Source organism: Streptomyces sp. ISL-36 (assembly GCF_018614205.1).
GTDB lineage: Bacteria > Actinomycetota > Actinomycetes > Streptomycetales > Streptomycetaceae > Streptomyces.
Window position 1 is genome coordinate 1 of the sequence record NZ_JAGGOS010000177.1, and the last position, 19,421, is coordinate 19,421.

The following is a 19,421-nucleotide window of genomic DNA, read 5'->3' on the forward strand; positions in this document are numbered from 1 at the left end:
CCGGCGCGCGCTCGGCCCCGGGGGTGGCCCCGATCCCGGGCGCGGCCCCGATCCCGCCCGCGGCCCCGATCCCGCCCTCGGCCCCGGGCGTGGTCGGGATCGCCGAGCGCAGGCCGTGGCGCTTGCGCCAGGCGACGATCGCCGCGGCCAGGCCGGACACGACGATGAACCCCATCGAGACCAGGAACGCGGGCGAGGTCGGTGAACCGGCCTCGCTGCCCGCGATCACGTACGCCACCGTGTTCGGGATGGAGCCGATCCCCGTCGCCAGGAGAAAGGGCAGGTAGCCCATACGGGAGACCGCCGCGCAGTAGTTGGCGGCGGCGAACGGAACCCCCGGGAAGAGCCGGATGGCCAGCATGGAACGGAAGCCGTGCCGGCTCAGCTGCCCGTCCGCCGCCTTCAGCCAGTGACCGCGCAGCAACGGCCGCAACGCGCCCTGTCCCAGAACCCGCCCGAGGGTGAACGCGATCCCGGCCCCCAGAACCGTCCCGGCCACCGCGGACACCAGCCCCGCCTGCGCCCCGAACAGCGCGCCGGCAGCCAGGTTCAGGATCGGCCGGGGCACGAAGGCCGCCGTGCACAGCCCGTACGCGAGCCCGAACAGCACCACCGCGCCCGCGCCGCTCATCTGCGGCGGCCACCCCGCCGCGAGCAGCCGCTGGGGTTCGTACAGCACCACCGTCGTCGCTGCGCTCAGCAGCAGTACGGCGAGCAGGGACAGTCGCGACCAGGGCGAGAGTAGCGCCCGGGAACAGCGAAGAGCGAGGGAGCCCGGCGGCCGGGTGACGGGGTCGAGCATCCGGGGAGACTAACCGACAAGCACATGTGATCGCCGTAATGTCCGTCATCCGCCGTAGTGTGAGACGCATGACGACCGGCGTCCCCGACAGCGCTCTGGCCGACTCCGTGCTGACCCGCCTCACGGAGGTCTACCCCACCGCCGGCGACCCGTTCCGGGCACAGGAACAGATCGCCTACATGAAGGGGATCGCCCCCTTCCTCGGCATCCGGACCCCCGAGCGGCGCGCTCTCTCCCGTACGGTCCTCCAGGGCGCCGCGCGCCCCGACGAGGCGGACTGCGCGGCCGTCGCCCTGCGCTGCTTCGCCCTCCCCGAGCGCGAGTACCACTACTTCGCCGTCGACTACTTGCGCCGGTACGTCACCCGCTGCTCCTCCGGCTTTCTGCCCGTCGCCCGACGGCTCGTCACCACCGTCTCCTGGTGGGACACGGTCGACCACCTCGCCGCCCACGTGGTCGGCGGCCTCGTCGCCGCCGATCCGGCGCTCGCCGTGCGGATGGACGAGTGGATCGAGGACGACGACCTCTGGGTCGCCCGCACCGCGCTCCTGCACCAACTCCGGTTCAGGGACGCCACCGACGCCGAGCGGCTCTTCGCCCACTGTCTGCGCCGGGCCGGCCACGCCGACTTCTTCATCCGCAAGGCGATCGGCTGGGCCCTGCGCGAGTACGCCAAGACCGACCCCGACGACGTCCGCGCCTTCGTCGCGCAGCATCGGGGCCGTCTCTCACCCCTCTCCGTGCGCGAGGCGCTCAAGAACCTCTGACGCCACGAAAATCGTTCGACGCCGGCGCCCCGCCCGGCCATGATCGTAGGCATGTTCCGGTACGCCTTCCTCGCAGCACGGCCCGCAGTCGCGGCCGCGCCGAAGGCTGCCGTCGTCCTCCCCGCGCTCTGCGCTGTCGCACTCGACGGCGCCCGAAGCTGACCCTCCCCGGATCGTCCGGCGGACCCCGCAGGGGGAGGGTCGGTCCGGCCCCGGGGTCCCCGCCACACGCTTCGAGCTCAAGGAACGAGCGAACCATGCCCAAGACGGCATACGTGCGCACCAAGCCGCACCTGAACATCGGAACCATGGGGCACGTCGACCACGGCAAGACCACCCTGACCGCCGCCATCACCAAGGTCCTCAGCGAGCGCGGGACCGGCAGCGCCACCTCCTACGTCCCGTTCGACCGTATCGACCGCGCGCCCGAGGAGGCCCAGCGCGGCATCACCATCAACATCGCGCACGTCGAGTACGAGACCGACACCCGCCACTACGCCCACGTCGACATGCCCGGACACGCGGACTACGTCAAGAACATGGTCACCGGCGCGGCTCAGCTCGACGGGGCGATCCTCGTGGTGTCCGCGCTCGACGGGATCATGCCGCAGACCGCCGAGCAAGTCCTGCTCGCCCGTCAGGTCGGCGTCGACCACATCGTCGTCGCGCTCAACAAGGCCGACGCCGGGGACGACGAGTTGACCGACCTCGTCGAGCTGGAGGTACGGGAGCTGCTCACCGCCCACGGCTACGGCGGCGACACCGTCCCCGTCGTGCGGGTCTCCGGCCTGAGGGCCCTGGAGGGCGACCCGCGCTGGACCGGGGCGATCGAGGCGCTGCTCGACGCGGTGGACACCTATGTGCCCATGCCGGTGCGCTATGTGGAGGCGCCGTTCCTGATGTCCGTCGAGAACGTCCTGACCATCACCGGCCGTGGCACGGTCGTCACCGGCGCGGTCGAGCGCGGCACGGTGAAGGTCGGCGACCGTGTGGAGGTCCTCGGCGCGGACACGGAGACGGTCGTCACCGGCGTCGAGACCTTCGGCAAGACCATGGAGTCCGCCGAGGCGGGGGACAACGTGGCGCTGCTGCTGCGCGGGGTCGCGCGGGACGCCGTACGCCGCGGCCATGTGGTGGCGGCGCCGGGCAGCGTCGTGCCGAGCCGGCGGTTCACCGCGCAGGTGTACGTCCTGTCGGGGAAGGAGGGCGGCCGTACGACTCCGGTCTCCACCGGCTACCGGCCGCAGTTCTACATCAGGACCGCGGACGTCGTCGGCGACGTCGACCTCGGCCAGGCGGCGGTCGCCCGCCCCGGCGACACGGTCACCATGACCGTCGAACTCGGCAGGGACGTACCGCTGGAGCCGGGCCTCGGCTTCGCGATCCGCGAGGGCGGCCGCACGGTCGGCGCCGGGACAGTCACGTCCGTCGGTTGACGGGGGCCTGACCGACCGTCGGTTGACGGGGCCTGACCGACCGCGGGTTGATGGGGCTTGACCGACCGCCGGGTTGACGGGGCCCCACCGACCGTCGGTCGACCAGTTTCGCCGCACGGTCGTCGTCGGTGGGGGCCTGACCGGCCGTCGGTCGGCGGGACGCCACTGGGCAGCCTTCGGTCGGCTCGGGCCCGGCCCACCGTCGAGCGGGCCGGAGGCCCGCATTCCGCCCCCGGCGGGATGCGGGCCCGACCGGCTCCGCCAGACTGGGATCATGACGCGGAGAGCATTGGTACTGGGCGCGGGCGGACTCGTGGGTGCGGGCTGGGAGATCGGCGTTCTGCTCGGTCTGGCGAAGTCCGGGATCGACCTGTCCACGGCGGATCTCATCGTCGGCAGCTCGGCGGGGGCGGTCGTCGGAGCGCTGTTCGCTTCGGGGCGGTTCACCCTGGCCGAGCTGTACGAGGGCCAGCTCGACGACTCCCCGGGCGAGCCCGCCGCGCGGCTCGGCGCGGGAACGATCCTGCGCTACACGACCGCCGTCCTGACCTCCCGTACCCCCGAGATGTACGGGCGGAAGCTCGGCCGGCTCGCGCTCGGTGCCGCCACCGTCGACGAGGCCGCCCGCCGGGAGACCGTCGCCCGTCGGCTGGGCCCGGTGACGCGGTGGCCCGAGCGCCGGCTGCTCATCACCGCCGTCGACGCCTCGACCGGTGAGCTCACCGCCTTCGACGCGGCGAACGGCGCCCCGCTCGTGGACGCCGTGACCGCGAGCTGCGCGATACCGGGGCTGTGGCCGCCGGCCACCGTCGACGGCCGCCGGTGGATCGACGGGGGAGTCCACTCCACCGCCAACGCGCACCTCGCCGCCGGTCACGACCGGGTCGTCGTCATCGCCCCCAACGCCTCCGGCAACAAGGCGATCGCCTCTCCGGCGCGCCAGGGCGCGGCGCTGGCCGGGACCGGCGCACGCGTCGAGGTGATCACACCGGACGCCGCCTCCAAGCAGGCCTTCGGCCGGGGCGCGCTCGATCCGAGCCGACGGGGTCCCGCCGCCCGTGCCGGACGGGCCCAGGCCGCCGCCCATGCGGAGGCCGTGGCCGCGGTGTGGGCACAATGAGGGCGTGAACGAGAGCGCGAACGAGCAGATCCCCGTCATCCGGGACGTCGACGGCGGAACGGCTCGGCTCCTGCCCGATGTCGACCGGGAACGGGCCTGGCTCCTCACCGTCGACGACGCTCCTCAGTCGTACATCGACCTGGACGCGCCCACGCATCTCGAATTCGAATACGCGCGCCGGCTCGCCCATGTCATCGACGGCGTGGCCGACGAGGGCGCTCCTCTCGACGTGCTGCACCTCGGCGGCGGGGCGCTCACCCTGCCCCGCTACGTCGCCGCGACCCGTCCCGGCTCACGCCAGGACGTCGTCGAGGCCGACCGGGCGCTGCTCGACCTGGTCACCGAGCACCTTCCGCTGCCGCAGGACTCCGGTGTCATCGTGCACGGCGCGGACGCCCGCAGCTGGCTGGAGAACGCGCCCGACGCGTCGGCGGACGTGCTGATCGCCGACGTCTTCGGGGGCTCGCGCGTGCCCGCGCATCTGACGTCGGCCGAGTACGCGCGCGAGGCTCGGCGGGTGCTGCGGCCGGGCGGGATCTACGCCGCCAATCTGGCCGACGGATCGCCGTTCGCCTTCCTCCGCTCCCAACTGGCCACCTTCGCCGGTGTCTTCCCCGAGCTGGCGCTGATCGCCGAACCGGCCGTGCTGCGCGGCCGGCGCTTCGGGAACGCCGTTCTGGTCGCCTCCGACCGGGACATCGACACCGCCCGGCTGGCCCGGCGCACGGCGGCGGACGCCTTCCCCGCGCGGGTGGAGTACGGGGCGTCCCTCGCCCGCTTCATCGGCGACGCCCGCCCGGTGAGCGACGCGGACGCGGTGCCGTCACCCGTACCGCCGGACGGGGCGTTCAGCGTCGGCTGAGGCCCCGTCGGAACGGCCCCTCCGTCGGAGTGGCCGCCCCTCCGTCATCCGGGCGGGCGTCCTGTGCCGTCAGGTGCCGGAGCGGTCCGTCGGATCTTCGGCGGTCGTGACAGCAGCGGCAGCGGCAGCGGCTGTGGCGGTCGAGGCGGTCGTGGCGGTCGAGGCGGTCGTGGCGACCGTCGCGGTCGACAGGCCGGGCAGCGCGGCGTTGGCCGGGGCCGGGGCCGGGGCCGGACCGTGGACCTCCTTCGTACGGCGCGTCAGATTCCGCACGTCGGGGACGAGCAGGACGAGCGCCGTCACCACCACGATCAGCGTCGCCGAGCCCCACAGCGCCTCGCGCCGGCCGAAGAGGCTCTCCGCCGGACCCGCGAGCGCCGTGGACAGCGGCAGCATGGCCGTCGAGCCGAACCAGTCGTAGGCGGAGACCCGGGACAGCTTCTCCTCCGGGATCTCCTGGTGCAGCGTGGTCATCCAGGCCACGCCGAACACCTCGATGGCCACACCGCTGACGAACATGGCGGCCGCCAGCCCGACCACGTCCAGCGGCACCGCGAGCGCCGCCGAGGGCAGGGCGATCGGGAAGACGCCCAGGGTGCCGACGAGCAGCATGCGGCGCGGTTTCCAGCGCATCATCAGCAGCGCGCCCATCAGGGTGCCGACCCCGAAGGCGGCCAGCGCGAGCCCCCAGGGCCGGGCGCCGCCCAGGTGGTCCCTGGCGACCAGCGGTCCGTACACCGACTCGGCCGCGCCCACCAGCGCCACGACGATGGAGAACTGGGCCACGATCGACCACAGCCACGGGCGGCCGATGAACTCCTGCCAGCCCTCGCGGAGATCGGCGAGCAGTCCGCCGCTCGCCGCGCGCTCGGCGATGTGGCTGACGTCGAGGAAGGCGCGGAGCGCGCCTGCGAGGGCGAACGCCGCCGCGTCGATGGCGAGGACCCAGCCGGGGCCGACGGCGGCGATCATCGCGCCGCCGAGGGCGGCTCCGCCGATGCCGGCGCCGTGCATCGCCATCCGGAAGAGGGCGAAGGCGCGGCTGACCTGCTCACCGCTGACGCTGGACATCAGCATGCCTTCGGCGGCGGGGCTGAAGAAGGCCTGCCCCGTTCCGCACAGCGCGGTCAGCAGCATCATCTGCCACAGCTGAGGGTCGCCCGTGAGCACGAGGAGCGCGAAGACCGCCTGTGAGACGCAGTTGAGGGCGTTGGCCGCGACCATCACCCGGTGCCGGGGTATCCGGTCGGCCACCGCGCCGCCGACGAGCAGGAAGAGGACGAGCGGTAGCGTGCGGGCCGCCGCCACGAGGCCCACGTCACCGCCGTCGCCGCCGGACTGGAGAACGGCGAACGCCGCCGCGATCAGGGCCCCGTGGGTTCCGAGGTTGGTGATGATCGCGGCGGCGGTCAGCAGCAGATAGTTGCGGCCCGCCCACTCGGGGCGGCGGGAGCGCAGCGGTGTGCGGGGGGAGGCGGCGGAGGTTCTCACCCCGGGACTATCCCTGTCGCCGCCGCCTCCTGCCAAACCGATTACCGGACGACTCCGGCCTCGACGACTTCGTCCCGGCCGGAGTCAGGACAGCGGCGTCGGTGTCGGTGTCGGTGTCGGTGTCGGCGTCAGGACGACGCCGGGGCCAGTCGCACGGTGGAGAGGATCTGCTGGATCGTGGCGTCCGGCAGCTCCTCTTTGACCCCGTCGGCCGCGTACAGCACGAACGACGAGAAGTCGCCCTTGGAGTTCTTGAAGGAGAACGCGACGGACTTGCCGTCCGACTCGCACTTGTTCCGCTTCTTGATGCCCGGGGCGGTGGCCGTGGCGAGACTGCCCACGAGGCCGGACTTGGTCGTGTACGGGACGGCCTTGGTGATCTTGATGGTGCCCTTGGGCATGTGCTGGGCGTAGCCGGCCCACACCCAGTTGCCGGCCTCGTTGTACGCCGCCTCCGAGGTGTTCTTGGCTCCCTGGCCGCCCTTCGTGCCCGCGGTGCTCAGGCCCCAGGTGTCCTCGGAGCCGTTCTTGTCGGTGTCGAAGGTGCACCACTTGCTCTTGAACCGCGCGGGAGCCGACATGGTGACGACGGGGCTGCCGTCGCCCTTCTTCTCGTCCTCGAAGAACGTGATGGAGCCGGGCTTCAGCAGTTCCCACTCCGGCGGTACGTCGAACAGAGTGCCGTACTTCGGGTTGTGGACGACCTTCCAGCCCGGGATCGTCGGCTGCTGCCCGGCGTCGTCGCGCGGGTTGTCGAGCGAGGGAGAGGGGGCGGCGGACGTGGGCGCGGTCACGGAGGGCTTGGGATCGTCTCCGGCGTGGGTGTTCTTGTCGTCGTCCTTGCCGAGGACCAGGTAGCCCGTCACACCGGCGGCGACGACCACGGCGGTCGCGGCGACGATGGCGATGAGCGTCGTCTGCTTCTTCTTGCCGTCACCCGGTCCGCCCTGCGGCGGGCCCGGCATCGCGTACTGCGGCACGGTCGGCTGCTGGTAGGGGTTGGGCTGCGGGTACCCGGGCTGCGCAGGCTGCTGCGGATAGCCCGGCTGCGTCGGCGGCTGCTGCGGATAGCCGGGCTGCTGCTGGTATCCCGGCTGCTGGTACGGGTTCGGCTGCTGGGGATAGCCCGGCTGCTGATACGGGTTCTGGTCCTGCGGGTTCTGCTCGCCCCCGGGCGGCTGCTGTCCTGGCCACATGGCCAGTAACCATAGAGGTGCGGCGGAGAGCCTGCTACGCCCGGTCCCCGCGCGGACCACCCGGGGGAACCCGACGGGGGACGGTTCAGGGGATGGCCATCGCTCCTACTCGTGGGTAACATCGGCGCATGAGCGCAGACCAGATGTCCGTCGGCGAGATGCTCGCCGCCACGGTCCCCATGGCCAGGACCCTCAACCTCGAGTTCCTGGAGACCACTTCCGAGCGTGCCGTCGTCCGTCTGCCGGACCAGGCCGACTACCACAACCATGTCGGCGGCCCGCACGCCGGAGCCATGTTCACGCTGGCCGAGTCGGCCAGTGGCGCGATCGTCCTCGCCGCCTTCGGCGACCAGCTCGGCCGCGCCGTTCCGCTCGCCGTCAAGGCCGAGATCGGCTACAAGAAGCTCGCCATGGGTGTCGTCACGGCCAACGCCACGCTGGGCCGCCCGGCCGCCGAGGTCGTCGCCGAGCTGGACGCGGGTGAGCGCCCTGAGTTCCCCGTGCGGATCGAGATCACGCGCGAGGACGGCGCCGTGACCGGCGAGATGACGGTGGTCTGGACCCTGCGCCCGAACTCCTGACCCCTGGTCGCCGCCTTCCGCCCCCGCACCGCTTCCGGTGCGGGGGCGGTCGTGCGCGTGGGCCCGGGGTCGTCGCGCCTGGGTCGAGGGCGGTCGTGCGCGTGGGCCCGGGGCGGGGGTGCGCCCCGGCGGCCGGCGGTCATGTGCCCGGTCGCGGGACGGGCGTCCGTTCTCCGCGACCAGGTACGCTTCCCCGGCATGCGCGACGCCGCGCGCGCAGCGGCTTCGGGCCGACACGGTCGATACGGGAGGAATCCGCGTTGCACGTCCAGGAGTGGCTGGAGACGATCCCCGCGGTCGCCATCTACGCGCTGGTGGGAGTGGTGATCGGGCTGGAGAGCCTGGGCATCCCGCTGCCCGGCGAGATCGTCCTCGTGAGCTCGGCGCTGCTCGCCTCGCAGCACGGCGACATCAACCCGTACGTCCTCGGTGCCTGCGCCACGGCCGGAGCGATCATCGGGGACTCGATCGGCTACGCGATCGGCCGCAAGGGCGGTCGGCCGCTGCTCGTCTGGCTGGGGAAGAAGTTCCCCAAGCACTTCAGCGAGGGCAACATCGCGCTGGCCGAGCGGTCGTTCGAGAAGTGGGGCATGTGGGCGGTCTTCTTCGGCCGCTTCGTCGCCCTGCTGCGGATCTTCGCGGGTCCGCTCGCGGGCGTGCTGCGCATGCCGTACTGGAAGTTCCTCATCGCCAACGTCTTCGGCGGAATCCTCTGGGCGGGCGGTACCACGGCCGTCATCTACTCGGTGGGTGTCGTCGCCGAGGCGTGGCTGAAGCGCTTCTCGTGGCTGGGGCTGGTGCTCGCCGTCGTGATCGGCCTCGCCTCGATGCTGATCCTGAAGAACCGCGCGAAGAAGGCGGCGGCCGAGGCGGAGGCGCCGGCCGCCGAGCCGGTGCCGGTCGCCGACTGACGACAACGGCGGCGGCGGTACGGCGGCGGCGGTACGGAGACGGCGGTACGGAGACGGAGAAGGGCGCGGCGCCCGTGCGGGTGCCGCGCCCTTCCCTGTGCGGGGGTCTCAGTCGCCGAAGGCCTCGGCGTGGCCCTTCGCCAGGTGCAGGTACATCTCCGCGTTGAGGCGGATGCCCGCCTGCTCCTCCTCCGTCAGCGGGCGCCGGACCTTGGCGGGGACTCCCGCGACCAGCGAACCGGGCGGGATCTCCATCCCCTGCGGCACCAGCGCCTGGGCGGCGATGAGCGACCCCGCTCCGACCAGGGCCCCGTTGAGGATCGTGGCGCCCATGCCGACGAGGACGTCGTCCTCGACCGTGCAGCCGTGGACGGTCGCGTTGTGGCCGACGGTCACCCGGTCGCCGATGGTGACCGGGAAGCCCGGGTCGACGTGGACCGTGCAGTTGTCCTGGATGTTGGAGTCCTCGCCGACGGCGATGGGGCCGCAGTCCGCCCGCAGCACCGCGTGGTACCAGACGCTGGCGCGGGCGCCGAGCGTGACGTCACCCAGCACGACGGAGGTCGGGGCGGTGAAGGCGGTCGGATCGACCTTCGGCTCCTTGCCGCCCACACCCTTGATCAACGCCTCTGTCATCGTCCGCTCCTGATCCTTCACCGGTTGCGTCACGCCTGGAGGGAACACTAGTCGCGGCCCATGACGGACATCACAGGGCACCCCGGTGACCAGGCGCGACGGCGGCGACTACCGTGTGCGGGTGCGCAGGAACAGAAACACGTTCTCATCCCTCACCGCCTGGCGGCGCCGGGTGGTAGCCCACGCCCTGCAGGGTGGCCGGCGCTGGGTGCAGCAGGCGGGCGCGGTCACCGCCGAGCACCCCGGGAAGCTGCGTTTCCGGCGGCTGGGCGCGGGGACACGGCTCGCCTTCCCTCAGGGCACGGTCTTCGGTGAGCCCTGGATCGAGATCGGCGAGCACTGCATCATCGCCGAGCAGGTCACGCTCACCGCGGGCATGCTCCCCGGCCTCGACCTCGGCCCCGCGCCGATCCTGACCCTCGGTGACGGCGTCGTCCTGGGGCGCGGCAGCCATGTCATCGCCGACGCCATGGTGACCATCGGCTCCGACACGTACTGCGGCCCGTACGTCTACATCACCTCGACCAACCACAGCTACGACGATCCCCACGAGCCGGTCGGCCGCCAGTGGCCGCGCTCGGAGCCGGTCGAGATCGGACCGGGCTGCTGGGTGGGCACGGGGGCGGTGATCCTGCCGGGCGCGCGGCTGGGGCGCAATGTGGTGGTCGCGGCGGGCGCCGTCGTACGGGGAGAGGTGCCGGACCACTCGGTCGTGGCCGGGGCCCCGGCCAGGGTCGTACGGAGCTGGGACCCGGAGAACGGCTGGCAGCCGCCGCTGCGTACGCCGCCCCCCGTGCCGATCCCGGACGGGGTGACGTCCGAGCAGCTCGCCGCCCTCGCGGAGTGGGACCTCGCGGAGAGCTGACGTCCTCGCGGAGTGAGACCGCGGGCGAGGCTGACGTCCTCGCGGAGGCCGGACGGCGCTGGCGGAGGGCTGCCGTCCTCACAGAGGTCGGACGGTGCTGTGGAGGGCTGACGCCGTCGCGGAAGTCGGACCCGCCGTCGCCGAGGGCCGGCGTCGATCGACGGTCCTCAGCCGGTCGCGAGCAGCACCGTGCCGACCAGGGCGAGGCCCGCGCCCGCGGCCTGCACCGCCCGCAGCCGTTCCTTGAGCACCCCGCGGGCGGCCAGCGCGGTGACCACCGGATAGAGGTTGGCCAGTACGGCGGCGACGGTGACGGGACCGGTCTGCGCGGCGATCGAGTACGTACCGTTGGCGGCGACGTCGGCCAGGCCCACGAAGGCGAGCGCCGGAAGGGCCGCCAGGACGGCCTTCATGCCGCCGCCCTCGGGCAGCACCCGGCCGCCCCGCTTGACGGAGACGAACAGCGCGCCGCCGCCCACCACCACGTTGGTGACCCGCTGTACGAAGAGTGCGAGGAAGAGCCCGGTCAGGGTCGAGGACGCCTCGGCGATCAGTGCCATCACCGAGCCGAAGCCGAAGGCGGCGACAAGGGTGAGGAGCACCGCCTGGCGCTGCACCGGCGCACCGCGCAGCTCCGGGCCGCCGGCCAGCACGATGCCCACCACGGCGACGCCGATCCCGGCGAACTGGAGCAGCCCGGGCCGGTCGCCGAGCAGCAGGCCCACGGAGACGGGAACGACGACGCCGAGCGAGCCGAGCGGGGAGACCACGCCCATCGGGCCGAGGGCCAGGGCCTTGTAGAAGCAGAGCATCGCCACCGGACCCACCACGCCCGCCGCGGCCGCGTACCAGAGCTGTGGTCCCGCCTCGCTCAACCCTCCGGTGGCCACCACGATCGCGCCGAGGACGAGAACCGCGACCAGCTGGGAGGCGACGACGACCGTCAGGGCCGGCATGCGCCGGGTGAGCAACCCGCCGCCGAAGTCGGCCAGCCCCCACAGGAGGGCGGTGGCCAGGGCGAACAGCGCAGTCATGTGTTTCCTCGCAGGGGGCGGTTCTCGCAGTACAGTGCGGTGTACAGCTGAGTACACTGCGGTAGACCACACCGTAGTGCAGTCTGCTGAACTCTGTCATCCAAAATATTGGACGGAATGTGTCCGACCTCGATCAGCTCACGCAATCGCTCGCGCGGAACCTGAAGCGGTGGCGCAATGAACGCGGCTTCACGCTGGACGCGCTCGCCGCCCGCGCGGGCGTCAGCCGCGGCATGATCATCCAGATCGAGCAGGCCCGTACGAATCCCAGCGTCGGCACCACCGTGAAGCTCGCGGACGCCCTCGGGGTCTCGATCACCACGCTCCTCGACTACGAGCAGGGCCCCCAGGTCCGACTCGTCCCGCCGAGCCAGGCCGTGCGCATGTGGTCCACCTCCACCGGCAGTCACACCACCCTCCTGGTCGGCACCGAGGCGCGCGGGCCGCTGGAACTCTGGTCCTGGACGCTGATGCCCGGCGACGGCAGCGCCTCCGACCCCCACCCCGACGGCACGACCGAACTGCTGCACGTCACCGAGGGGGTGCTCACCCTGGTCGTCGAGGGCGAGGAACACACCCTGCCGGCCGGGACGTCGGCCGTCTTCGAGGCGAACGTGCCGCACGCCTACCGCAACGACGGCCGGGAGAAGGTCGAGCTGACCATGGCGGTCTCCATCCCGCCCGTACGCTGAGACGCCCAAACCCCGGTGGCGGGCGCCTTGTTAGCGTGATCGGTATGCGCGCACCCATCGGAGACTTCGACCACGCCGTACCCGCCCCCGACTGCCTGGACCAGCTCACGGAGCCGGTCGCCGCCGCAGTCCGCGCCTGGCAGGGCGTCGTACCGGCCGATCAACTGCTGTACGTGGACACCGACCCGGAGATCGCCGACACGGCCGCGTTCGTCGAGAACCACGGCCGTGACCTGCTCGACCGGTCGGCGAACTGCGTGATCGTCGCGGGGAAGCGCGGCGAGGAGACGACCCTGGCCGCGTGCGTGGTGCGCTCGGCGACCCGGGTCGACGTCAACGGTGTCGTCCGCCGGCATCTGGGCTCCCGCAAGGTGCGGTTCGCGCCGATGGAGACGGCGACCGGCGCGCCCGGCATGGAGTACGGCGGCATCACCCCGATCGGCCTTCCGGCCGACTGGCCGGTCCTCGTCGACGCCACCGTCGTCGACACCGAGTGGGTCCTCGTCGGAAGCGGCCGGCGGCGCGGCAAGCTCATCCTGCCCGGCAAGGCCTTCGCCCAACTGCCGGGCGCCGTCGTCCTGGAAGGCCTGGGCGTCAGCTGAGGAGCGGGATCTCGATGGCCGGGCAGCGGTCCATGACCATGTCGAGTCCGGCCTCACGGGTCCGTGCGTACGCCGCCTCGTCGATCACACCGAGCTGGAACCACACGGCCTTGGCGCCGACGGCCACCGCCTCGTCCGCGACCTGCCCGGCGTGCTCGCTGTTGACGAACACGTCGACCACGTCGACCGGGAACGGGATGTCGGCGAGCGAGGCGTAGCCCTGCTCGCCGTGGACCGTCTCCGCCTTCGGGTGGACGGGCACGATCCGCTTGCCGTAGCGCTGCAGCACCGCCGCCACGCCGTACGCCGCACGCGCCCGGTTCGAGGAGAGGCCCACGACGGCCCAGGTGTCACCCGAGCCGGTCAGGATCTTCCGTACGGTGTCCGACTCGGTGGTCCCGGCGTCGGTCGTCTCGGTGGTCACGTACTGCCTCCCGCGGATCGGCTGGTCACTGTCGAGAACGAACCGCGCCGCACCGTGATTCCCGCCGGTCCGTGTGCCTCAGGGGCGGAGCGGGGAGACCAGCGCCCGCTTGAGGACCTTGCCGGTCGGTCCGAGCGGGAGCGCGTCGACGAAACGGACGACACGGGGGTACTTGTGGCGGCCGAGGTGCTTCTTCGACCAGTCGACGAGGTCCTCCGCCGTGACCGGGCCCGCGTCCGTGCGCAGGACGACCACCGCGCAGACCTCCTCGCCCTTCGCCTCGTCGGGGACGCCGATCACCGCGACCTCGGAGACGGCGGGGTGACGCACCAGGACCTCCTCGACCTCGCGCGGGTAGATGTTGAAGCCGCCACGGATGACCAGGTCCTTCTTCCGGTCCACGATGCTCAGGAAACCCTCCTCGTCCCGCACGCCCAGGTCACCCGTGCGGAACCAGCCGTCCACGATCGCCGCGGCCGTCGCCGCCGGGTCGTCGAGGTACCCCGCGAAGACGTTGTGTCCGCGCACGACGACCTCGCCGATCTCACCGTCCGCGAGGAGCCGGATCTCGTCCTCCACGGCCGGGTCGGCGACCCCGATCTCGACACCCCGGACCGGGTGCCCCACCGTTCCGGGACGGCGGCCGATGTGCGGCTGGTTGAAGGTGGCCACGGGCGAGGTCTCGGTGAGGCCGTACCCCTCGAGAACCTGCGTCGAGAAGGTCTCCTCGAAGCGTTCGAGCACGGCGACGGCCAGCGCCGCGCCTCCCGAGACAGCGGCGCGCAGCGCCTTCGGCCGCCGGTCCGACGCGGCGGCCGCCTCCACCAGCGCGTGGTACATCGTCGGCACCCCCATGAAGACGGTGACGTTCTCCTCGGCCAGGATCTCCAGCGCCACCGGGCCGCTGAACCGGGGCATCAGGACCAGCGTGGCCCCCGCGCGCAGTGTCCCATTCATCGCGCAGGTCTGCCCGTAGCTGTGGAAGAGCGGCAGACAGCCGAGGACGACGTCCCCGGCGCCCAGACCCAGCAGGTCCTCCGACGTCACGGACGCGTTCATCACGATGTTGCGATGGGTGAGCCGCGCCCCCTTGGGCCGGCCCGTCGTGCCGCTCGTGTACAGAACCACTGCCGTGTCGGACGGCTCGGCCGGCTCCGGCGTGGCCAGCGGTTCCCCGGCCCGGGGCGCCCCCTGAAGGGCGCGCACCCCGGTGGCCCGCGCCGCTTCCTCGGCCACCGCCCACAGCGGGCCGCCGCTGACGATCGCCACCGCCCCACTGTGCTCCAGGACGTAGCGGACCTCCTCGGCGACGAGCAGCGCGTGCACGGGGACGACCGTGGCCCCCGCCGCCAGCGCTCCGTAGTAGACGCGCAGGAACTCCGTCGTGTTCGGCAGCAGCACGGCGACCCGGTCCCCGGGCCGCACGCCGGCCGCGCGGAGCCCGGCGGCGCAGCGCAGCGACTCGTTCCACAGCTCCCCGTACGTGAGCCGTACCGCCCCCTCGACGACCGCGATCCGGTCCGGGAAGTGGCGGGCGGAATCGCCCAGCAGGTTGGCGACGCTCAGGGACATGGCACGCTCCAGGAAACACGGCGTTGACGAGGGCCTGACGTCGCACAGAATCCTTCCTGACCGGTGGGCCGCACCATGTGCAACTGCCCACCATGTCCGCGCACGATCTGGGCAATGGCCCCTTCGGATCCCTCGCACCGTGGCATTCGCCAAATCCAGCCGTTACGGTGCGGCTATGACACGCACACCGGCGAGGCCCGGCAGCGAGGCGGGGCCGGGCACCGGGACGGGGCCCGGCATCGGGTCGAGGGCCGGCACCGAGCCGACGGACGGCACCGGGGCGGGGCGCGTCTCCGGACGAGCCGGTGCCGCTCCCGCGGTCGCGGGGGCCCGCAGCCCCATGGGCTCCGCCTCCGCCGCGGGCGCGCTGCGGCGCACGCTCGCCACATCGATGCTCGACGACATCGACCGGCTCACCGACCGGGCCGTCGACGACATCCACGCCCACAGCGGCACCTACGCCTCCGGCACCCCCGTCACCCACGACGAACTGTGGGAGTTCGTCCGCGACAACCTGATGCGCGCCCTGGAGGACTTCGGCGGTCTCCCTCCCACCGGCGGCGACCTCGACCGCGCCGCCCGCGCGACCGGCCGCCGCAGGGCCGAGCAGGACGTGCCGCTCGACACCGTGCTGCGCGCCTACCGCCGCGGCGGCCGCGTCCTGTGGCAGGTGATGGCCGAGCACCTGAGGGCCAGGCCCGGTCGGGACTCCGACAGCAGGGACACCGAGCTCGACGTCGCGGGCGCCGTGTGGGAGACCATCGACCGCTACTCGGTCGTCATGTCCGACGCGTACCGCCTGACCCAGCTGGAGATGCAGAGCCGCCAGGACACCCGCAGGGTCGCCCTCTTCGAAGCCGTGCTCGACGGACGGGCCGACGACCCGGCCGTCGCCGCGGCGGCCGCCGCTGCACTGGGCGTTCCGCCGCGCGACCGGTACGTCGTCGTGGTCGCCGCCCAGGACCCGGCCGCCCCGCCCCACCCGGCGCCCGTCCTGGAGGCGCGCGGCATGTGGTCGTTCTGGCGCCCCCGCGCGGGCCGCTACGCCGGCATCGTCCGGCTGCCGCGCGGCGCCGACGCCGCGCACACCCTGCTCGATCTGCTCCGACACGGGACCGGCGCGACCGCCGGGGTCTCCCCGGAGTTCGAACGGCTCGCGCAGGCGGGCCGGGCCCTGCGGCTGGCCGAGCAGACCCTCCGTACGCTCCCCGTCGGCAGCGGCGAGGCGGCGGCCTTCGACGACCGGCTCGCGGAGGTGCTGCTCAGCGGCCGGAGCGACATCGCCGACCGGATCGTCACGGTCCACCTCGGACCCGTCCTGGCCACCACCGGCGAGCGCGCGGCGCTGCTGCGGACGCTGCGGGTGTGGCTGGACAACGGCTGCTCCGCCGCCAAGGCCGCCGAACTGCTCTACTGCCACCGCAACACGGTCCTCAACCGCATCAGCCGCGTCTCGGAGCTCACCGGGCGGCCCAGCGAATCCGGCGACACCCGGCTCGGCTGGGCCCTGGCCCTACGGGCCCTTCCGCTCGCCGGGGCCGCCCAGGACGCCGGCCTCACGGCGTCACGCGAGGTCGAGCCGGCAGGCGGCGGCGCGGAGGGTCACGTCCAGGATCCGACTCCGGGGCGGCGGGAGGCCGAAGTGCCGTCCGACGCCGGACCGACCGACGTGGCCGTAACCCCCTGAGACGGGTGCCGCTCCCTACGGGCCGAGGGCGACGGACTAGGGTGGCGGGATGCAGGAGCAGTACCGCACGCTCGCTCGCGAGGGTGCGCACGAGACCGAGATCAACCGATCGCGCTTCATCTGCGCGCTCGCGCCCGTCGCGACCGAGCAGGAGGCGCAGGACTTCGTCGCACGCATCCGCAAGGAGCACCCGACCGCCACGCACAACTGCTTCGCGTACGTCATCGGCGCCGACGCGGCCGTCCAGAAGGCGAGCGACGACGGCGAGCCCGGCGGGACAGCGGGTGTCCCGATGCTCCAGATGCTCCTGCGGCGCGAGGTGCGGTACGTCGCCGCCGTCGTCACCCGCTACTACGGCGGGGTGAAGCTCGGCGCGGGTGGTCTCATCCGCGCGTACGGAGGCGTGGTCGGCGAGGCGCTCGACGCGCTCGGCACCCTGACCCGGCAGCGCTTCCGCCTTGCCACCGTCACCGTCGACCACCAGCGCGCGGGCAAGCTGGAGAACGATCTGCGGGCGACCGGACGGGCCGTGCGCGACGTACGGTACGGCGAGGCCGTCACCATCGAGATCGGTCTGCCGGACGCGGACGTGGCGGAGTTCCGCGCCTGGCTCGCCGACGCGACGGCCGGCACCGCGGGCCTGGAGCTCGGCGGCGAGGCCTACGGCGATGCCTGAGCGGACGAAGCCGGGACCGGGGACGTCCCTCGCAATCCACGAACGCCGGACCGATGTCCGACCCCACCGATACGCTCCCCGATCATGAGATTCCTGCATACGTCGGACTGGCACCTGGGACGGTCGTTCCACCGGGTGAGCCTGCTCGACGCCCAGGCCGCGTTCCTCGACCACCTGGTGGCCACGGTGCGCGAGCGAGACGTGGACGCGGTCCTGGTCGCCGGGGATGTCTACGACCGGGCCGTACCGCCGCTGACCGCCGTCGAGCTCTTCGACACCGCCCTGCACCGGCTCGCCGACGCCGGGGTCCCCACGGTGATGATCTCCGGGAACCACGACTCGCCGCGCCGCCTCGGCGTCGGTGCCGGACTCATCGAACGCGCCGGGATCCACCTCCGTACCGATCCGGCGGGGGTCGGCACCCCCGTCGTGCTCACGGACGCCCACGGCGACATCGCCCTGTACGGCCTGCCCTATCTCGAACCCGCCCTCGTCCGCGAGCAGTTCGGCGCCGAGAAGGCGGGGCACGAGGCCGTGCTCGGCGCCGCCATGGACCGGGTCCGCGCCGACCTCGCCGAGCGGCCCGGCTCCACCCGGTCCGTGGTCCTCGCTCATGCCTTCGTCGCCGGCGGCGAACCGAGCGAGAGCGAGCGGGACATCACCGTCGGCGGCGTCGCGGCCGTCCCCGCCGGAGTCTTCGACGGCGTCGACTACGTCGCCCTCGGCCATCTCCACGGCAGCCAGGCCGTCACCCCGCGCGTGCGCTACTCCGGCTCCCCCCTCGCGTACTCCTTCTCCGAGGCCGACCACCGCAAGACGATGTGGCTGATCGACCTCGGCCCGGACGGCGGGATCGACGCCGCCGAGCGGATCGACTGCCCCGTCCCGAGGGCGCTGGCCCGGATCAGGGGCCGGCTCGACGACCTGCTGGCCGACCCCTCCCTCGTACGGCACGAGCAGTCCTGGGTCGAGGCGACGCTCACCGACGCCGTGCGGCCGGCCGACCCCATGGCCCGGCTCGCCGAACGCTTCCCGCACACCCTCAGCCTGGTCTTCGAACCGGAGCGCACCGAGGGCGACCCGCTCGCCTCGTACGCGCAGCGGCTTCGGGACCGCAGCGACCAACAGATCGCGGAGGACTTCGTGGCCCATGTGCGCGGCGGCGCCGGACCGGACGGTGCCGAGCGGACGGTGCTGTACGGAGCCTTCGACGACGTACGCGTGGACGCGGCGGAGCGCGAGGTGAGCGGCCGGTGAGACTGCACCGCCTCGCCGTCACCGCGTTCGGGCCGTTCGGCACCACGCAGGAGATCGACTTCGACGCCCTCTCCTCCGCCGGGCTCTTCCTGCTCCACGGACCGACCGGCGCCGGAAAGACCTCCGTCCTGGACGCCGTCTGCTACGCCCTGTACGGCGCTGTGCCCGGCGCCCGGCAGAGCCCCGGCGCCTCGCTGCGCAGCGACCACGCTCCGGCCGGTACGTACACCGAGGTCACCCTCGAACTGACCGTCGGGGAGCGGCGGTTGGAGATCACCCGGCGCCCCGCACAGCCGCGTCCCAAGAAGCGGGGCGGCGGCTTCACCACGGAGAAGGCACAGAGCTGGCTGCGCGAGTACGACCCCGGGACCGGCGAGTGGGCCGGACTCAGCCGCTCCCACCAGGAGATCGGCGAGGAGATCACCCAGCTCCTCGGCATGAGCCGGGAGCAGTTCTGCCAGGTGGTGCTCCTGCCGCAGGGCGACTTCGCACGCTTCCTGCGGGCCGACGCCGAGGCGCGTGGCAAGCTGCTCGGCCGGCTCTTCGACACCCGCCGGTTCGCGGCGGTCGAGGAGCGCCTCGCCGATCTGCGGCGCGCGGCCGAGCAGCAGGTACGGGAGGGGGACGAGCGGCTGCTGGCGCTCGCCCACCGGATGGCGCAGGTCGCGGGCGGCGCCGTCGTCGAGGAACGGCCCGGCGAGCCGGGACTCGCCGAAGCCGTCCACACCTGGGCGGCCCTGGCCCGCTCAGAGGCGCGCGAGGCGCTCGACATCGCGGCTTCGGCCGCCTCCGCCGCCGAGAGCCGGCAGG

General features: G+C 72.8%; 20 protein-coding genes. 13 read left to right on the top strand and 7 right to left on the bottom strand.

Features of this window, described 5'->3' with window-relative positions; all coding sequences use genetic code 11:
• The coding region (locus tag J7E93_RS34185) for a TVP38/TMEM64 family protein (RefSeq protein WP_215073931.1) at window positions 1–802 on the bottom strand (802 nt) is incomplete at its 3' end.
• A 68-nt stretch (window positions 803–870) separates the two neighbouring features.
• On the opposite strand from J7E93_RS34185, the gene J7E93_RS34190 reads away from it, so the two are divergent.
• The 4 genes from J7E93_RS34190 to J7E93_RS34205 all read left to right on the top strand — a co-directional run bounded on the left by J7E93_RS34190 (window position 871) and on the right by J7E93_RS34205 (window position 4,987).
• Window positions 871–1,569 carry a DNA alkylation repair protein gene (locus J7E93_RS34190; RefSeq protein ID WP_215073932.1) on the top strand — a complete coding sequence of 233 codons (699 nt, stop codon included), beginning with the start codon at window positions 871–873 and terminating at the stop codon, window positions 1,567–1,569.
• A gap of 257 nt (window positions 1,570–1,826) precedes the next feature.
• Window positions 1,827–3,005, top strand: a complete 1,179-nt coding sequence (tuf, locus tag J7E93_RS34195) for an elongation factor Tu (protein WP_215073933.1) — start codon at window positions 1,827–1,829, stop codon at window positions 3,003–3,005.
• Between the two features lie 274 nt (window positions 3,006–3,279).
• On the top strand, window positions 3,280–4,125 hold the full coding sequence (locus J7E93_RS34200; RefSeq protein WP_215073934.1) for a patatin-like phospholipase family protein: 846 nt from the start codon (window positions 3,280–3,282) through the stop codon (window positions 4,123–4,125).
• Complete coding sequence (locus J7E93_RS34205; RefSeq protein WP_215073935.1) at window positions 4,091–4,987, top strand: fused MFS/spermidine synthase; 897 nt, start codon at window positions 4,091–4,093, stop codon at window positions 4,985–4,987. Before J7E93_RS34200 ends, J7E93_RS34205 begins: the two co-directional genes overlap by 35 nt.
• Window positions 4,988–5,056: 69 nt before the next feature.
• On the opposite strand, the gene J7E93_RS34210 is transcribed toward J7E93_RS34205, so the two are convergent.
• Together J7E93_RS34210 and J7E93_RS34215 are read right to left on the bottom strand one after the other, a co-directional pair.
• Complete coding sequence (locus J7E93_RS34210) at window positions 5,057–6,478, bottom strand: MFS transporter (RefSeq protein WP_215073936.1); 1,422 nt, start codon at window positions 6,476–6,478, stop codon at window positions 5,057–5,059.
• 128 nt (window positions 6,479–6,606) lie between these two features.
• A complete protein-coding gene (locus tag J7E93_RS34215; RefSeq protein ID WP_215073937.1) occupies window positions 6,607–7,674 on the bottom strand; it encodes a hypothetical protein in 1,068 nt (355 codons plus the stop codon).
• A gap of 143 nt (window positions 7,675–7,817) precedes the next feature.
• On the opposite strand from J7E93_RS34215, the gene J7E93_RS34220 reads away from it, so the two are divergent.
• Together J7E93_RS34220 and J7E93_RS34225 are read left to right on the top strand one after the other, a co-directional pair.
• Complete coding sequence (locus J7E93_RS34220; RefSeq protein WP_215073950.1) at window positions 7,818–8,255, top strand: DUF4442 domain-containing protein; 438 nt, start codon at window positions 7,818–7,820, stop codon at window positions 8,253–8,255.
• Between the two features lie 260 nt (window positions 8,256–8,515).
• Entirely contained in the window at window positions 8,516–9,166 is a 651-nt protein-coding gene (locus J7E93_RS34225) for a DedA family protein (RefSeq protein WP_215073938.1), read from the top strand.
• Between the two features lie 108 nt (window positions 9,167–9,274).
• Here the strand turns inward: J7E93_RS34225 and J7E93_RS34230 are convergent, their stop codons facing one another.
• The gene (locus J7E93_RS34230; RefSeq protein WP_215073939.1) at window positions 9,275–9,802 is read right to left on the bottom strand and encodes a gamma carbonic anhydrase family protein; all 528 of its coding nucleotides are present in this window, start codon (window positions 9,800–9,802) and stop codon (window positions 9,275–9,277) included.
• A 121-nt stretch (window positions 9,803–9,923) separates the two neighbouring features.
• On the opposite strand from J7E93_RS34230, the gene J7E93_RS34235 reads away from it, so the two are divergent.
• Entirely contained in the window at window positions 9,924–10,667 is a 744-nt protein-coding gene (locus tag J7E93_RS34235) for a DapH/DapD/GlmU-related protein (protein WP_215073940.1), read from the top strand.
• 167 nt (window positions 10,668–10,834) lie between these two features.
• Here J7E93_RS34235 and J7E93_RS34240 read toward each other — a convergent pair whose 3' ends face one another.
• Complete coding sequence (locus J7E93_RS34240) at window positions 10,835–11,701, bottom strand: DMT family transporter (protein WP_215073941.1); 867 nt, start codon at window positions 11,699–11,701, stop codon at window positions 10,835–10,837.
• A 119-nt stretch (window positions 11,702–11,820) separates the two neighbouring features.
• Here J7E93_RS34240 and J7E93_RS34245 point away from each other — a divergent pair, with 119 nt between their 5' ends.
• Both J7E93_RS34245 and J7E93_RS34250 read left to right on the top strand, forming a co-directional pair.
• Window positions 11,821–12,393 carry a helix-turn-helix domain-containing protein gene (locus tag J7E93_RS34245; protein WP_215073942.1) on the top strand — a complete coding sequence of 191 codons (573 nt, stop codon included), beginning with the start codon at window positions 11,821–11,823 and terminating at the stop codon, window positions 12,391–12,393.
• Between the two features lie 44 nt (window positions 12,394–12,437).
• The gene (locus J7E93_RS34250) at window positions 12,438–12,995 is read left to right on the top strand and encodes a YbaK/EbsC family protein (RefSeq protein WP_215073943.1); all 558 of its coding nucleotides are present in this window, start codon (window positions 12,438–12,440) and stop codon (window positions 12,993–12,995) included.
• Here the strand turns inward: J7E93_RS34250 and J7E93_RS34255 are convergent.
• Together J7E93_RS34255 and J7E93_RS34260 are read right to left on the bottom strand one after the other, a co-directional pair.
• Window positions 12,988–13,419 carry a CoA-binding protein gene (locus tag J7E93_RS34255; RefSeq protein WP_215073944.1) on the bottom strand — a complete coding sequence of 144 codons (432 nt, stop codon included), beginning with the start codon at window positions 13,417–13,419 and terminating at the stop codon, window positions 12,988–12,990. The genes J7E93_RS34250 and J7E93_RS34255 overlap by 8 nt on opposite strands.
• Window positions 13,420–13,497: 78 nt before the next feature.
• Complete coding sequence (locus tag J7E93_RS34260; RefSeq protein ID WP_215073945.1) at window positions 13,498–14,991, bottom strand: long-chain fatty acid--CoA ligase; 1,494 nt, start codon at window positions 14,989–14,991, stop codon at window positions 13,498–13,500.
• A 175-nt stretch (window positions 14,992–15,166) separates the two neighbouring features.
• Here J7E93_RS34260 and J7E93_RS34265 point away from each other — a divergent pair, with 175 nt between their 5' ends.
• The 4 genes from J7E93_RS34265 to J7E93_RS34280 all read left to right on the top strand — a co-directional run.
• Window positions 15,167–16,678: a CdaR family transcriptional regulator gene (locus J7E93_RS34265; RefSeq protein WP_251067499.1), complete on the top strand. Its 1,512-nt coding sequence runs from the start codon at window positions 15,167–15,169 to the stop codon at window positions 16,676–16,678.
• Window positions 16,679–16,727: 49 nt separating this feature from the next.
• A complete protein-coding gene (locus J7E93_RS34270) occupies window positions 16,728–17,354 on the top strand; it encodes a YigZ family protein (RefSeq protein WP_215073946.1) in 627 nt (208 codons plus the stop codon).
• A gap of 84 nt (window positions 17,355–17,438) precedes the next feature.
• Window positions 17,439–18,611 (top strand): exonuclease SbcCD subunit D, encoded by a 1,173-nt coding sequence (locus tag J7E93_RS34275; RefSeq protein ID WP_215073948.1) that lies wholly within the window; start codon window positions 17,439–17,441, stop codon window positions 18,609–18,611.
• Window positions 18,608–19,421: AAA family ATPase (locus tag J7E93_RS34280; protein ID WP_215073949.1), on the top strand; the 814-nt coding region annotated here is incomplete at its 3' end. The genes J7E93_RS34275 and J7E93_RS34280, both read left to right, overlap by 4 nt.